The sequence below is a fragment of the Halopiger aswanensis genome (assembly GCF_003610195.1).
In the GTDB taxonomy this organism is placed as follows: domain Archaea; phylum Halobacteriota; class Halobacteria; order Halobacteriales; family Natrialbaceae; genus Halopiger; species Halopiger aswanensis.
This window is the reverse complement of sequence record NZ_RAPO01000002.1, coordinates 627,193-641,355: the sequence shown is the minus strand read 5'-3', so window position 1 is coordinate 641,355 and position 14,163 is coordinate 627,193. Positions and strand designations below refer to the sequence as shown.

Below are 14,163 nucleotides of genomic sequence, written 5' to 3'. Positions count from 1 at the left end.
TCCCGGAATATAGGTACCGGCTACCGACTGCCGAGTGCCGGGTGTAGCCTTTTGTAACCGACCGGTGCAGTAGTCGACGTGAGTTACGACGACGTACTGACTCGTCTCGAGCGCCTCACCAGCGGCGGCGCCAACGATCCCCAAACTATCGTCGCCCTCCCCGACGGTAGCGTCGACCACTGGTACGCCGTCGTCGGCGAGGGCGGGGAGCGCCTCGAGTCGCCCGCTGCCTTTGCCCGCCAGTTGGAGTCCGGGCTCGAGACCGTCTCGCTCGAACCGCTCGAGGTTCGGCCGGGCGGCCAGGCCGTCAACGCCGCACTACAGGCCCACGCGCTCGGCGAGGACGTGACGCTGGTCGGCCACCTCGATCACCCGGTGTTCGACGAGTTGCCCTTCGACGCGCGATCGATGGGCAGCCCCGCGCACATCCGCGTGCTCGCGTTCGACGGCGACGACGTCCTGCTCGCGGAACCCGGGCCGACCGCCGAGTGGCGTCTCGAGGACCTGCTCGCCGTTATCGAGTGGGAACGCCTGACCGGCGCGGACGCGCTGTGCTGTCCGAACTGGGTGTCGGTCCGCGGGCTCACCGCGGTCTTCGAGCGACTTGGATCGTCGACGATCGATCACCGGCTCCCGGTGGTCGTCGATCCCGGCGCCCTCGAGACGGTCGAGCCGTCGGCGCTCGCGGACTTTTTCGACGCGCTTTCGCAAGCTGACTCAGGCGACGCGGATCCGAGTGCCGATTCGGGCGTCGAACTGGTCATCAGCGTCAATCCGACGGAGTTCGAGGCCGCAGCGGCCGTCGCACTCGAGGACGGGGCAGCGCAACCGGCATCGGAGTCGGCGCCCGAGCCGACACCGGAGCGCGTCGAATCGCTCCGCTCGGCGCTCGCGGTGTCGGGCGTCGTCTCCCACGGCTCTGCGGCGGCCGTCGGCGCGACGCGCTCGGATGCAGTTTCGGTGCCGATGCTCGAGATCGAATCGCCGCGGACGTCGACCGGCGCGGGCGACCGGTTCTCCGGCGGGCTGGCCTCCGCGCTCGCTCGCGAGTGGCCGTTCGAAACCGCGCTCGCGCTCGGCAACGCGTGTGCCGCCGCGTTCGTCGAGAGCGCGGCGACGGCGGATCCGGCGGCGCTTCGGTCGTTCGTTCGAGAACACGGTATCGGTCGCGACGACGGCGGGCCCTAGCGCTCAGCGCTCGCCGGCCATCGCGGAAAAGAGCCGCTCCTCGAACTCCGCCCTGTCGATCCCGTCGGAGGGGCCGATGCCGCGCATGTGCTCGACCGAAACCTGGCCGCCGCCCATCCGCGCGTGGCCGCCGGCGTTGGCCATCGGAATGTCGCTGACCGCGTGGCGGAGGGTCTCGCCCATGTGGACCCGGTCGTCTCGAGAGCGCCCGGAGAGGTGCAGCGTGCCGTCGTTCTCCCCGTAGACGACGACCGCAGTGACCCCCTCGAGGTGCATGAGTTCGTCCGCGGCCTGGGGAATCGCGTCGGTGTTCGACACCGTGCCGACGTCACAGACCGCGAACGAGCCCTCGACGCGTTTCTCCGTGATCGCCGTCGCCTTGATCTGGAGCACGTCGTCGCTGACCTGCGGGTTCGCGATCCGGTCGAGGAGGTCCTCGTCGATCCCGTCGTACAGCGACGCGCAGGCGTCGAACTCGGCCTGCGAGCAGCCGTTGGTCAGGTGGTTCGTGTCGGCCTGGACGCCGTAGAGGAGTCCGGTCGCGAGCTCCGGCGTGAGTTCGAACGCCCCGCCGTCCTCGTCGGGCGTCGTCGCGCCGATGTCTTCCAGGTACTCGACGAAAATCGTCGCCGCGGCGCCGTACTCGGTCCGGACGTCCGTAAACTCCGTTCCGGTCCCGTTGCCGGGATGGTGGTCGACGACCGCGATCGGTTCGATCGTCTGCGCGCCGGTAAAACCCCGCGGCGTGTTGTGATCGACTAAAACGACCGCGTCGGTCGCGAGTTCGGAACTGGACTCGATGCTCTCGAGGTCGAGATCGAGGACGGTCCGGAACGCGCGGTTTTCCTGGTGGCGGATCTCGCCGGCGTACTGCAACGTTGTGTCGGTGCCGACGGCGTCGGCGATCGCCTTGACCGCCATCGCACACGACATCGCGTCCGGATCCGGGTTGGGGTGCATCAGCACCGACACCTCCTCGTGGCCCTCGAGGACGCGCCGGAAGCGTGCGCCGGGCGGGCGGCGGAACCACCGAATCAGCCACCAGCCGCCGAGGACGAGCGCGACGAGCGCGAGAACCAGCAGCGAAAGCACCAGCGGCTCGAGGGAGGTCGCCATCTCGATCGCCTCGTCGACGACCGAGACGGTCGCGATCGGCTCGACGGCCGCATCGGTGCGTCCGGCGCCCGGATCGCCCATACCGGACACTCAAATCGAACAACTATGAAGGTTCCCCCGATTTGACGCGTCTGCGGACGCCGCGCGAGCCGCGTGGGCCGACGATCGTGTCACTCAGTCGGCTCGGTAGGCGTCGATCGCGTCGCGGTACCCCTCCCGGTAGGTCGGGTACGCGAACTCGTAGCCCAACTCGCGCAGTTTGGCGTTCGAGCAGCGCTTGCTCGTCAGGATGCGCCGTCGGGCCGCCTCGGAGAGGTCGTCGTCCTCGAGGCGGTCGTCTTTCGTCCGCTTGGGCGGCTCCTCGAGACCGCACTGGTCGGCGAGCCAGTCGGCAAATTCCCACTTGGGTGCGGGTTCGTCGTCGACGACTTGCACGACTTCGCCGCGGGCGAGGTCCGCCTCGAGCAGGAATCGGACCGAACCGGCCGCGTCGTCTCGGTGGACCATGTTCAGGTACCCTTCAGTGACCGGTCCCTCGAGATAGCGCTCGAGACGGTAGCGGTCCGGCCCGTAGAGGCCGGCGTAGCGGGCGACGGTGCCGTCGTATCCGTACTCGGACGGGAGTTCGCGGGCGATCCGTTCGGCTTCGGCGAGCACCTCGGTCTTGGCGGTCGTCGGCTCTATCGGCGTCGTCTCGTCGACCCAGTCGCCGTCGTGGTCGCCGTAGACGCCAGTCGAGGAAGTGTAGATCAATCGCTCGGGAGCGTCCTCGCGATCGCCAAAGGCCTCGATCGCGGTGCGCAGTCCCTCGACGTAGACCTCGCGGGCCGCGTCGGCGCCGCGGCCGCCGCTGCTCGCGGCGAAGACGATCGCGTCGACGTCGGGTACTCGTTCGAGTTCGTCGCGGTCGGTGATATCGGCCCGGACGGCCTCGAAGCCGGCGTCCCCGATCGCCTCGAGGCCCGCGTCGGACCGGCGAACGCCGACGGCGTCGTGGCCTCGGGCCGTCAGCTGGCGGCCCAACTCGAGGCCGATATACCCGCAGCCCAGAATTGCGATTTCCATACTCGAATTCGCGAGCGGATACACATAATGGCACCGCTCGCGGGTAGTACGGCCAACCGTTCGGCCATATTTGCTGATTTCTGGACGAACGGAACGAGCCGGCGGGCGATCGATCGAACGATGGTGAACAGTCCGGAGACGTACTCAGGGCGTGTTATCCGCGATTGCGTACTGGATGTGGGCGTACTCCGCGAAGGACATCGGCGCGCGCTGTTCGATCTTCTGCTGGATCTCCTTGGCGTCCATCTCGAGCGCCACCTCGGTTTCGAGGGCGTCGACGTCGAGCACCGCCGTCGACATCCCCAGCAGGAGGTGTTCACAGCCCATGTCGACGATCGTTTCCGCGTCCGGCGCGCGCTCGGAAAGCGCCTGCAACTGGGCGGCCTCCTCGAGCGTGAACTCGGGACGGTCGCCCTCGAGCAACCGGTCGATCGCGTCGCGATCGACGTCGGTGTCGGCGGCGGCCGCCTCGGGGCCGTACTCCTCGACGGCGGCCGCGAGGTCGTCGCGGTACTCTGCCAGCAGTTCGTCGGGCGAGCCGGGAACGGTCCGTCGCTGTTCGTGGAACATCTCGTATCCGACAGTGACAGCGGACGCCCTCAAGTGGATTGTCATACTGGCATTCGACGAGTGGGAAGACGATGGAACGGAGGGCAGTGGGAGGGGACCGAAGCCGGCAACTGGGTTCGCGGTCAGTCGGAGAACCCGTTCGACCACGTGCTGCTCGTACCGTCGGCCGGGTTCGCGTCGATTTCGATCGCGGAGGCGCGACGGACGACGGATTCGACCGCGTCGAAGTCGGGGCCGGGAGCGACCGTTTCCCCGTCGGGGTCGTACTCGATGACGTCGTGGTCGGCGAGTCGGGGAAGGTGGTTGTGCCGCAACGCCGTGGCTATTCGCCGTCTCCGGTCGTCTTCGACCGCGGGCAGCGGCGTTTCGCCTTCCCACGCCGCGAGTCGGAGCGCAATCTCGTCGACGGGCAGCCGATCACCGTCGAGCAGGAGATAGAGCAGGTGTCGGCGCCGCCGATCGGACAGGAGGTCGTAGACGCGATCCACCATCGCTGGCTGCATCCGTTCCGACGTCATGCTGTGTCTGCGATACACCACGAAAATTGATAGAAGCCTTCCTCCAAACTATTTTGGAAACTCGGATCCGGAATAACCGATAGTTTCCGATTCGATCCCGCTGCAGCCGTTGCAACCGCCGATCAGGGTAAGAAGGGTTGCCCTACGGCGATTCGTCGCCGAGCGAGACGGCGCCGCCGCGCTCGCTCGAGCGGTAGATCGCGTCGACGATCCGCTGGACGGTCAGCCCCTCCTCGACGGTGGAGCCGCCGCATCGGCCGTCGGCGATCGCGTCGAAGAACGCCGCCTGTTCGTCGGCGTGGGTGTCGTTCTCCGCAGTTTCGATGCTCGTGTCGAGCATGTGATCCGGCCCGTCCGCGCTCGCCGAGTAGATCGTCAGTTCGTTCGTCAGGAGGTCGAACCGCGCGGCGGCCTCGGTGCCGCGGACGACGAACTCGTGGGTCGGCGGGCGGTTGGTCGCCCACGCCACCTCGAGGGAGACGGTTCGATCCCCCGCACAGCGGATGAAGGCGCTCGCGGAGTCGTCGACGTCGAAGGCGCCCGGCCCCTGATCGTCGCCCCACATCTCGAGGTAGGCGTAGTCATCGCGGGCCCCGAACTCGGAGCGGGCGACCCCGGAGACGTCTTCGACGGCGGGGTAGTCCAGCAGGTACATTGCGAGGTCGATCGCGTGAACGCCCAGATCGATGAGCGCGCCGCCGCCGGAAACCTCGCGCCGGGTGAACCACGAGCCGCGACCGGGGACGCCCCGCCGGCGCACGTAGTTGGCCTCGACGTGGGTCACCTCGCCGAACTCGCCGCGGTCGATCCGGTTGCGGACGAGGCGGACGGCGTTTAAGAACCGGTTGTTGAACCCGACCATACACACCCCGTCGGCGTCGACGACCGCGTCGGCGATCCGCCGGGCGCTCTCTACGGAGTGCGCGAGGGGTTTCTCGAGGAGGACGTGGAGGTCGCGCTCGAAGGCGTCGACGGCGTACTCCTCGTGGAACCGGTTGGGCGTGGTGATGACGACCGCGTCGACGGCGTCGAAGAGGTCGCGGTGGTCGTCGTAGACCTCGACGTCGTAGTGGGTCGCGAACCGCTCGCGAGCCCCCGCGTCGACGTCCATCCCGCCGACGAGCGGGACGCCGTGCTCGACGAGCCGGTCGGCGTGGTGGTGGCCGATATTTCCGAGTCCGATGATGCCGGTGCGAACGGACTGGGGGTCCGTCTCGGTCGCCGTCATCGGGGTACCTGTGCCTCCGTCTTCGGCTTCGTCCTCGGGTATCTCTTCATCGTCGGCTCCGCGTTCGGCTCCAGCGTCGTCGGCTGCCATCGGTCAGTACAGCTGTTTCTCTCGCTCCGAACGTTCATTGTCGCTCTCTTGCCGCTGTTTCCGTTGTGTTCGACCGCGCCAGTACGCCCGGATACCCGGGATGATCGTGTTCTTTAGATCCAACGCGAACGAGACGATCCCGTAGATCCAGAAGAAAAACAGCACGAGCAGGCCGCCGTAGTAGACCAGCGGGACGAGGTTACTCACGCTGACCACCCGCGCTGCCCGCACTGCCTGCACTTTCCGCACTCTCCGCACCCGTTGCGGGCCCCGTCGTTAGTTCGTCAAGGCCGTGGACGAGCGCCTCGCCGCTGGCGGCGTCGAACAGGTGGATCTTCGAGCGGTCGAGGACGACGCTGACGTCGTCGTCCTCGTCGATCGCCGCGTCCGGATCGACGCTCATCAGCAACTGGTTGGCCGCGCTCGCGGCCTGTTCGCTGGTCATCGTCGCGCCCGCGCCGCCGTCGTCGAGCGAGAGGTAGACGAAGATCTCGTCACCCATCGGCTCGAGGACGTCCGTCGTCGCGTCGATCGGCGCCGACGCCGTCGGGAGCGACTGGGCCGCGTCGGTCCGGTAGATGTCCTCCGGCCGAACGCCCATCGTCACCGTGTCGCCGATCGAGGCGCCCTCGAGGTCGGCGGGATCGAACGCGATATCGAAGTGCTCGGTCGTCAACCCGTTCGCGGTCAACTCCCCTTCGACGAAGTTCATCGACGGCGAACCGATGAAGCCGGCGACGAACAGGTTCGCCGGTTCGTTGTAACATTCCAGGGGCGGGGCGATCTGCTGGAGCCGGCCGTTGTTGATGACCGCGATCCGGTCGGACATGGTCATCGCCTCGGCCTGGTCGTGCGTGACGTAGATGATCGTCGTGTCCAGTTGCTTGTGGAGCCGCTGGAGCTCCGTGCGCATGTGGACGCGGAGTTTTGCATCGAGGTTGGCCAGCGGCTCGTCCATCAGGAAGACCGCGGGTTCGCGCACGATCGCGCGGGCGATCGCGACGCGCTGTTGCTGGCCGCCCGACAGTTCGTCGGGCATCCGGTCGAGCATCCCCTCGAGCTGGACGATCTCGGCGGCGCGGTCGACGCGTTGGTCGATCTCCTCTTCGTTGTACTTGCGCAGCCGCAGGCCGAACGAGATGTTGTCGTAGACGTCCATGTGGGGGAACAGGGCGATGTTCTGGAAGACCATCGCGACGCCCCGGTCCTTCGGCGGGAGGGTCGTGACGTCCGCGTCGCCGATGCGGATCGTCCCCTCGGTCGGCTTGGTGAGGCCGGCGATCGTCTCCATCGTCGTCGACTTCCCGCAACCGGAAGGGCCGACGAGGGTGACGAATTCGCCGTCCTCGATCTCGAGGTTCATGTCGTCGACGGCGACGACGTCTTCGTAGCGTTTCGTGACGTTATCGAGTGTTACGCGTGCCATAGATGATCACTCCTTGAGTGCTCCGTCGGTGAGTCCGCTGACGATTTTCTCCTGTGCGAACACGACGAGGATCAGCATGGGCAACACGCCGACGATGCTGGCGGCCGCCATGAGGTTGAAATCCGTCGTGTACTGAGTCTGGTAACTCAGGATGCCCCCGACCAGCGGCGACCACTGGTCGGGCTCGTTCTGCAGCGCCATGATCGAGCTGAAGAAGTACTCGTTGTAGACCGAGATGAAGGTCAACACGGCGGCGGTCGCGACGCCGGGCGCCGACAGCGGCATGATCACGCGAACCAGCGCGCCCAGCCGCGTGGTCCCCTCGACGCGCGCCGCGTCCTCCAGCCCGTCCGGGATCTGCGAGTAGAACGTGGTGAGGATGAAGATCGCCAGCGGGAGGAACAGCGCGCTCATGGGCATGATCATCGATCCCGGCGTGTTGACCAGCCGCGGCGGCGTGAACAGCTCGATCCCCAGGAACGGGAGCGTCACCGCGTTCCCGAGGAAGGCGTCGAACAGCGGGATGAGAAACGCCGCTGGCGGGAAGTACGAGATCGCCAGCACGGCGAGCATCATCAGCCCGCGGCCGGGGAACTCGAGGCGCCCGAAGACGTACCCCGCGAGGCTCGCGAGGACGAGGACGATGAGCGTCGTCATCGTCGCGAGCACGAAGCTGTTGAACACGTAGAGGTGGAACGGGACCTGCTGGAACACCTCGAGGAACGCGGCGGGGTTGAATCCCTGCGGCGCCGGGAACGGGACCTCGCCGACTGCGGGGAGCGAGACGGCCCAGTTACCCTGCTGGATTAACCCGTTCGGCGTCAGCGCGAGTACCAACAGCCAGTAGAACGGGAACAGCGTCGTCACGAGGAAGAAGATCGTCACGACGTAAAACAGCGCCCGGTAGAGCCGGCTGCGCTTCTCCGAGTCCTCGATGACGCCGCGGGTCCAGCGCTCGAGCGGCCCGCGGTCCTCGTCGTCGGTCGACGGTTGTGCGGGCTCGTGTGCCGGTTCGGGTTCGGGTACGTTCGACATCTCAGAATCCCTCCTTGTACTGCTGGTAGATCACGCCCATCACGGCGATACCGATGACGCCGGCCGTCACGAACGCGACCGCGGACGCGAGGCCGCGATTGGTGTTGAACGTCGAGACGACCATGCACGACAGCGACGGGACGGTCGAACAGTTCGAGACCGAGTCGATGAGGCCGTAGATCCGCATCGCGGCGATGGTACGGAACAGGACGGCGATGCCGAGCGTCGGCAGGACGAGCGGGAACGTGATCAGTTTGAACTGCTGCCACTTGCTCGCCCCGGCGACCTTCGCGACGTCGTAGAGGCTCCGGTCGATGCTCTGGAGGCCGGCCAGGATGAGCAGCGCCATGAACGCCGACGTCTTCCAGATGTCCGCGACCGAGATGATCAACAGGGAGCTGGCCGGATCGTTCAGCGTGTTGTTCGCCTGGACGATCCCCCAGTCCGCGAGCGGGTCCGTCAGGAACCCGGCCGTGGGATGGAACATCAGGAAGAACATCATCCCCTGGATGACGATCGGGATCGCCCACGGGATGATGATCGCGGTGCGGACCCACCGTCGGCCGCGGAAGTCCTGGTCGAGGACCAGCGCCTGGCCGAAGCCGATCAGCGTCTCGAAGAAGACGCTCACGGCGGTGAAGATAATCGTCACCGCGAGCGCGCTCCGGAGCAGCCCGCCGAAGTGCACGAACGGGAACGTGCCGTCGACGCTGACGCTGGGCAGGAACGTCGTCGAGCCGGGGAACCGCGAGTTGGCTTCGCCGGTCAGCAGTTCGACGTAGTTCCCGAAGCCGACGAACTCCGGATCCGTCAGCACGTTCTGGTACAGCGACAGCTCGAACGTCCGCAAGAGCGGATACAGCGCGACCACGCTCAACAGGACGATGATCGGCGACAGCAGCAGGTAGGCGAACGCCGTCTCGCCGAGGTTCTCGATCCAGCGCGTGATCGCGACGGCCGGCCCCGATCGTCTCGACTCCCGGACGGGACCGGACGTCTGGTCTTCGGTACTCATCCTTGCGTCAGCCCTGTTCTTCGATGTCTTCGAGACCGCTCTGGAGGTCGGCCGCCGCCTGATCGGGCGCCTTGTCCCCGGCGACCGCGAGGTTGACCTCCTCGGCGATGAGACTCGACTGGTTCGTCCAGACCGGCGTCACCGGGCGCGGCATCGCGTTCTCGCCGGCGACGCGGAGGGTGTCCATGTAGTTACCCATCGGGTCGGCCTGCTGGACCTCATCGGCGTCGAACAGCGCCGGCTTCGGCGGGACCCAGCCCCAGAGATCGAACATGCCGAGGTTGAACTCGTCGGTCATCGTCGCGCGGATGACCTCGAGGGCCTCTTCCTTGCGTTCGGAGTTGGGGTTGAGCACGAGGTGCCAGCCGCCGAGCGCCGCGGTCGTGCCGCCGGTACCGGGTTGGGCGGCTTCTTCCTCGGGCACGCCGTAGGGGATCGGCATCGCACCGTAGTCCTCGACCGGAAGCGGGTCGTCGGCGTCCGCGACGTTCAGGTTGATCGCGTACGGCCAGTTGCGCTGCATGGCCGCGTCGCCGTTGAGGATGGCCGTACGGGCGTCTTCTTCCGTCCACGAGGTGATGTCCGACGTGGCGAGGCTGAGCGGATACTCGTCCTCGAGGGTGTGGTCGTCCGCCTCGTCGGCGACGAAGGTGCGCATCATCCGCAGTCCCTCGATGAACTCCGGTTCGTCGACCGTCACCGGCCGATCGCCGACTGGACCCAGAACGTTGTCGCGGCCGCCGAAGTAGGCGCCGCCGAACGAGGACATGACCTCGTTCCACGTACAGCAGGCCGTCCCCTCGTACTGGTCCCACTGCGTCGCGAGGCCGTACTCGGCGTCGGAGGCCTCGACGATCTCCTGGGTGACCTCGGCCCACTCCGCCCAGGTCATCGGTTCGGTCGCCCACTCCTCGAAGTCGCTCTCGCCGTAGCCGGCCTCCCGCGCGTAGTCCTTCCGGTACTGCATCGTCGGGTAGTCCGGGAACATCGGGATGCCGTACAGGTCGCCGTTCCCCGGGTCGCGGGTCGTCGCGGTGAACCGCTCGAAGTACTCGTCTTCGACCGTCGAGAGTTCGCTCTCGTCGAGTTCCTCGCTCAAGTTCGCGATGTGACCGCGCTGGATGAAGACGTTCACCCAGCCGCTGTCCATCAGGAACAGGTCGGGTTGGGTCTCGCCGGCCTCGAGCAGGTTCGTGTACGTCTCCCGGCGGGCGCCCGTATCCTCGTCGCCGGGCTGCAGTTCGATGTCCACCCCGTCGGCGCCGCTCTCCTGTACGAGCGAGACGATGTCGTCGCCCACCGCTTCCGCGGCGTTCGGGTCGAAGCCCCAGACGACGGCCCCGTCGCTCGAGCTCTCGCCACCGTAGACACAGCCGGCGAGGCTGACGCTGGCGCCGCCGGCCCCGGCCGCCTTCACGAACGTCCGCCGCGACACGCTCGCATCGGTTCGATCTCCCTGTGAGTGTCTTTCACTCATATGAAGAACAATGATACTCATCATCACTTATATTTAATGGACGAGTTACAACAGGTGTTGTTAACTCGTTAACGGGACTGAGACGCGAGAAAACAGCGGTCTCCGGTTTCCCGGGCGGATCGATCGGTCTCTACTCGCTCATAGCTGCGCTGGGTGTGCGCTTACTCGAGGGCCGTGATCGTAATCTCGATCGCTTCGATGTCCTCGAGCATCGCGCCCCAGCCGCCGACCGTCACCTCGCCGTCGTCCGTCTCGACCGTCAGCGAGGCCTTTCCCGACAGCTGTAACAGCGTGATCGACTCCGTCGTTGCGTCCGCTCTCGAGTCGTCTACGTCGTCGATGTACGACACGTCCGTGATCGTCCCCGTTTGCGTCACCTCCCGTCCGGTGTTCGTGTCGTAGCCCCAAACTGTCGTTCGAATCGTGACGCCGTCCGCGAGGAGCGGTTCGACGTCCCGAAGACACCGCCTGAGATCGACGTAGGTAATCGGCGGCTCCTCGCGTCGGTCGCTGTAGATCGTCTCGTGGACTTCCCAGAGACAGGAGAGGAAGTACCAGTGGACGACGTACGCGAGGGTGCGGTCGTTGACGATCACGCCGTACTGGTTCGTCGAATCGCCGTGCGGAGCGAAACAGGTCCAGGAGCGATCGATCAGCGCCACGAACGGCGCGGGGAGCGTGCGGTACCGCGCCTCCGCACACGTCCGAGCGAGGGCGTCGGTCGACGGCAACGCCGGCTCGGAATCCAGCTCCGGAAAGAGACTCACCTTGACGTTGACGCCGTTCTCCCGGGCGACCTCGAGCGCGTCCGCGAGTTCGTCGAACTGGGCGGGCGTCAGGCCGACCTGCACCTGATTGTCGGCTTCGCGGATCAGTTCGTCGGCCCGCGCCAGCACCGTATCGAGGCGCTTGACGATGCTCACTCTGTGGTCCTCGAGGTCGGGACGGCTCCACCGGTCCTCGATCTCCTCCGCCGCGGTCTGGAAGCGATCGGCGCGAGACCGGAGGTCCGCGAGGACGTCCGCCGGGTCGTGCGCCCGAGCGTGGAGGCTGTCCTGCTCGTAGGTCTCGACGTACCCCTTCTCCTCGAGGCCGCGCAGTACGTCGTAGATCCGCGGATCCGGCACCGAACTGGCCTGTGCGACGTCGGTCGCCGACGCCGAGCCGAGTTCCAGCAGCGTCACGAAGGCGTCAGCCTGGTACGGCGACAACCCCGCTTCCTCGAGCGTGGCCGTCAGTTCGTCGCCGTCCATCACCGTTCACCTCGTCCCCGAACGCCGTCGCGCTGTACACCGACGATCGACGCGTCCCCGTCGCTGCTCCAGCAAACCGACCGACAACCGCCGGCCGATCTACGGGAGAGATTCACATTCATTTCAGGCCGGATAACACACTGGGTGTAAAAAAGACTGTCTCCGGCGCCACACTGAAGGCGCTCGGCTCGAAACCGCGGCCGTATGATCGGTCGCACGATCGAGCGCCTCCGCCGACCGGCCTACACCGGCGCGAACAGGTGTCTGCCGTGTACCGTCCTCAACGTCGTTCTCGTCGCGGCCGTCGCGATTGGCCTCGTGATCGTCGATCGGCCGGTCGTCGCCACGGGCGCCGTACTGGTCGGTGCGGCGGCGATCTGGCTCCGCGGCTACGCCGTACCGTACACGCCTCGCGTCGGGCCGCGACTCGCGGCGCGGCTTCCGGGCGATCCGTTCGGCCACCGCAATTCGGCGACCCCGCAACCGACGTCGGGGCTCGCGGACGGAACGGATGCCGAAACGACCCAGCCGACCGGCGACGAGGTCGTCACCGCGCTGCTCGAGGCCGGCGTCGTCGTCCCGATTCCGGCGGCGGACGACGGCGACGATACCGACGCCGACGTCGCTCCGGAACTCACCCTCGCCGACTCGTTCCGCGAGGACTGGCGGGCGGAGATGGACCGGCTGCGAGACCGCGACCTCGAGGCCCTCGCCGCGATCGCCGCGGACCTCACGGGGCCGTCGGTCACGACGCGAACGAGTCGGAAGTTTCGTACCGAGGCGGTCGTCCTCGAGGGAGACGAAGCGACTGGCGGCGTCGCGTCGCTCACGCGACCGATCGCCGTCGCCGAACTCGCGGCCGCTCGCGCCCTCGAGTCGTGGATCGACGACCCCGCGATTCGGCTCGCCGCTGGCCGACCGCTGCGCTCGCTGCTGGCGTCGTGTCCGCGCTGCGAGCGCGACCTGACGATTACGCAGTCGAGTTGCTGCGGCGAGGTGACGCCGATCGGCGAAACGCCGCCGGAGAAGCTGGTCTGTCCGGACTGCGACGTGCGGTATTTCACCTACTCCTGAGCGCGTCTGCCGTCTACTCGACGTTACTCGCGCATCGAGCGCACCGCCTCGCGATCCGGTAGCGCAGTCATCGCTCCCGCAGCCGTCGTCGCGGCCGCGCCGACCGCGTTGGCGAACGCGAGCGTCGCCTCGAGGTCGGCGCGGCCCTCGTGTAGCGCCGCGATCGTCCCCGCGACGAAGGCGTCCCCGGCGCCGGTGGTGTCGACGACGTCGGCGTCGTACCCCGGGTGTTCGACTGTACTCGCACCCGTCCCCGCCCACGGCGAGTCCTCGGCCGCGACGGCGATCGCTCCCTCGCCCCCGCGGGTCGCGAAGACCGCGTCCGGGCCGGCCGCGAGCGCCGCTCGAGCGCGGGTCTCGAGGTCGTCCCCGCCTCTATCAGCATCTCCGTCGCTCCCGAACCCCAGCGTCTCGAGTTCCTCGTCGGTCGCTTTCAGCACGTCGACGTGCTCGAGTGCATCGCGGACGACCGTCCGGAAGGTCTCTTCGTCGGGCCACAGTTCCGGCCGAAAGTTCGGATCGAACGAGGTCGTACAGCCCGCGTCGGCGGCCCGCTCGAGCAGATCGAGCGTGGCCTCGCGGGCACGACCACTCGAGAGCGTCACGCCGCCGGTGTGGACCCACTCCCGGTCAGCGAGGGTCGGGTCGTCGAGCCGGCCGGGCTCGAGGCGAGTGTCGGCGGTCCCGTCGCGGTAGAAGGAGAAGCTGCGGTCGCCGGTCTCGTCGTGAGTGACGAAGGCTAGCGTCGTCTTCGCGTCGGGGTCGCGCTCGAGGAACCGATCCGGCAGGCCGTGCTCGGTCAGGACCGACTCGAGGTAGCGTCCGAACGGATCGGCGCCGACGCGGGTCCAGAACAGCGGCGCGTGCTCGAGGCGCGCGAGCGCGACGGCGACGTTCGCGGGGGCGCCGCCCGCCCGTCGTTCGAACCCCTCGACGCTCGAGATCGGGCCGGGCCGCTCGGGCAGGAAGTCGATCAGCGTTTCGCCGGCCACTAACACGTCGCGAGTCATGCGCTCTCATTTCTCGTCCCGCGGATAATGCGTTACGGAGCCACGCGGTGCCGACCGACGTCGCGGAATAGACTCGAGTCGCCCGAAGCCGGCCCGAC

Annotated in this window: 14 protein-coding genes; 2 read left to right on the top strand and 12 right to left on the bottom strand. The window is 67.3% G+C overall.

Annotated elements, in window-relative coordinates:
* Positions 1 to 78 precede the first annotated feature (78 nt).
* Entirely contained in the window at positions 79 to 1,188 is a 1,110-nt protein-coding gene (locus ATJ93_RS10265; protein ID WP_120244553.1) for a carbohydrate kinase family protein, read from the top strand.
* 3 nt (positions 1,189 to 1,191) lie between these two features.
* Here the strand turns inward: ATJ93_RS10265 and ATJ93_RS10260 are convergent, their stop codons facing one another.
* The 11 genes from ATJ93_RS10260 to ATJ93_RS10210 form a co-directional block, all read right to left on the bottom strand.
* Positions 1,192 to 2,385 (bottom strand): DHH family phosphoesterase, encoded by a 1,194-nt coding sequence (locus ATJ93_RS10260; protein WP_120244552.1) that lies wholly within the window; start codon positions 2,383 to 2,385, stop codon positions 1,192 to 1,194.
* 93 nt (positions 2,386 to 2,478) lie between these two features.
* Complete coding sequence (locus ATJ93_RS10255; RefSeq protein ID WP_120244551.1) at positions 2,479 to 3,369, bottom strand: SDR family oxidoreductase; 891 nt, start codon at positions 3,367 to 3,369, stop codon at positions 2,479 to 2,481.
* A gap of 144 nt (positions 3,370 to 3,513) precedes the next feature.
* Positions 3,514 to 3,939, bottom strand: coding sequence for a DUF5791 family protein (locus tag ATJ93_RS10250; RefSeq protein ID WP_120244550.1), 426 nt, complete (start codon positions 3,937 to 3,939; stop codon positions 3,514 to 3,516).
* A 122-nt stretch (positions 3,940 to 4,061) separates the two neighbouring features.
* Positions 4,062 to 4,457 (bottom strand): DUF7344 domain-containing protein, encoded by a 396-nt coding sequence (locus ATJ93_RS10245; protein WP_147376641.1) that lies wholly within the window; start codon positions 4,455 to 4,457, stop codon positions 4,062 to 4,064.
* A 142-nt stretch (positions 4,458 to 4,599) separates the two neighbouring features.
* Positions 4,600 to 5,685, bottom strand: a complete 1,086-nt coding sequence (locus ATJ93_RS10240; protein WP_120245244.1) for a Gfo/Idh/MocA family protein — start codon at positions 5,683 to 5,685, stop codon at positions 4,600 to 4,602.
* 93 nt (positions 5,686 to 5,778) lie between these two features.
* Positions 5,779 to 5,982: a hypothetical protein gene (locus ATJ93_RS10235; protein WP_120245243.1), complete on the bottom strand. Its 204-nt coding sequence runs from the start codon at positions 5,980 to 5,982 to the stop codon at positions 5,779 to 5,781.
* On the bottom strand, positions 5,975 to 7,201 hold the full coding sequence (locus ATJ93_RS10230) for an ABC transporter ATP-binding protein (RefSeq protein WP_120244548.1): 1,227 nt from the start codon (positions 7,199 to 7,201) through the stop codon (positions 5,975 to 5,977). The genes ATJ93_RS10235 and ATJ93_RS10230 overlap by 8 nt, the downstream gene beginning before the upstream one ends.
* Positions 7,202 to 7,207: 6 nt before the next feature.
* Positions 7,208 to 8,236 (bottom strand): carbohydrate ABC transporter permease, encoded by a 1,029-nt coding sequence (locus ATJ93_RS10225; RefSeq protein WP_120244547.1) that lies wholly within the window; start codon positions 8,234 to 8,236, stop codon positions 7,208 to 7,210.
* 1 nt (position 8,237) lies between these two features.
* Positions 8,238 to 9,251: a carbohydrate ABC transporter permease gene (locus ATJ93_RS10220; RefSeq protein ID WP_120244546.1), complete on the bottom strand. Its 1,014-nt coding sequence runs from the start codon at positions 9,249 to 9,251 to the stop codon at positions 8,238 to 8,240.
* 7 nt (positions 9,252 to 9,258) lie between these two features.
* Positions 9,259 to 10,728 carry a substrate-binding domain-containing protein gene (locus ATJ93_RS10215; RefSeq protein WP_120244545.1) on the bottom strand — a complete coding sequence of 490 codons (1,470 nt, stop codon included), beginning with the start codon at positions 10,726 to 10,728 and terminating at the stop codon, positions 9,259 to 9,261.
* A gap of 161 nt (positions 10,729 to 10,889) precedes the next feature.
* Complete coding sequence (locus ATJ93_RS10210) at positions 10,890 to 11,981, bottom strand: TrmB family transcriptional regulator (protein ID WP_120244544.1); 1,092 nt, start codon at positions 11,979 to 11,981, stop codon at positions 10,890 to 10,892.
* Between the two features lie 204 nt (positions 11,982 to 12,185).
* Here ATJ93_RS10210 and ATJ93_RS10205 point away from each other — a divergent pair, with 204 nt between their 5' ends.
* Positions 12,186 to 13,055: a hypothetical protein gene (locus ATJ93_RS10205; RefSeq protein WP_342768858.1), complete on the top strand. Its 870-nt coding sequence runs from the start codon at positions 12,186 to 12,188 to the stop codon at positions 13,053 to 13,055.
* A gap of 23 nt (positions 13,056 to 13,078) precedes the next feature.
* On the opposite strand, the gene ATJ93_RS10200 is transcribed toward ATJ93_RS10205, so the two are convergent.
* Entirely contained in the window at positions 13,079 to 14,065 is a 987-nt protein-coding gene (locus ATJ93_RS10200) for a carbohydrate kinase family protein (protein ID WP_120244543.1), read from the bottom strand.
* Positions 14,066 to 14,163 lie beyond the last annotated feature (98 nt).

Bases quoted from the DNA above. Each gene is read 5' to 3' on its own strand.
- ATJ93_RS10240 (WP_120245244.1), bottom strand. From the start codon at position 5,685: ATGACGGCGACCGAGACGGACCCCCAGTCCGTTCGCACCGGCATCATC.
- ATJ93_RS10220 (WP_120244546.1), bottom strand. From the start codon at position 9,251: ATGAGTACCGAAGACCAGACGTCCGGTCCCGTCCGGGAGTCGAGACGA.
- ATJ93_RS10225 (WP_120244547.1), bottom strand. From the start codon at position 8,236: ATGTCGAACGTACCCGAACCCGAACCGGCACACGAGCCCGCACAACCG.
- ATJ93_RS10205 (WP_342768858.1), top strand. From the start codon at position 12,186: ATGATCGGTCGCACGATCGAGCGCCTCCGCCGACCGGCCTACACCGGC.
- ATJ93_RS10255 (WP_120244551.1), bottom strand. From the start codon at position 3,369: ATGGAAATCGCAATTCTGGGCTGCGGGTATATCGGCCTCGAGTTGGGC.
- ATJ93_RS10260 (WP_120244552.1), bottom strand. From the start codon at position 2,385: ATGGGCGATCCGGGCGCCGGACGCACCGATGCGGCCGTCGAGCCGATC.
- ATJ93_RS10200 (WP_120244543.1), bottom strand. From the start codon at position 14,065: ATGACTCGCGACGTGTTAGTGGCCGGCGAAACGCTGATCGACTTCCTG.
- ATJ93_RS10230 (WP_120244548.1), bottom strand. From the start codon at position 7,201: ATGGCACGCGTAACACTCGATAACGTCACGAAACGCTACGAAGACGTC.
- ATJ93_RS10215 (WP_120244545.1), bottom strand. From the start codon at position 10,728: ATGAGTGAAAGACACTCACAGGGAGATCGAACCGATGCGAGCGTGTCG.
- ATJ93_RS10245 (WP_147376641.1), bottom strand. From the start codon at position 4,457: ATGACGTCGGAACGGATGCAGCCAGCGATGGTGGATCGCGTCTACGAC.
- ATJ93_RS10250 (WP_120244550.1), bottom strand. From the start codon at position 3,939: ATGTTCCACGAACAGCGACGGACCGTTCCCGGCTCGCCCGACGAACTG.
- ATJ93_RS10210 (WP_120244544.1), bottom strand. From the start codon at position 11,981: ATGGACGGCGACGAACTGACGGCCACGCTCGAGGAAGCGGGGTTGTCG.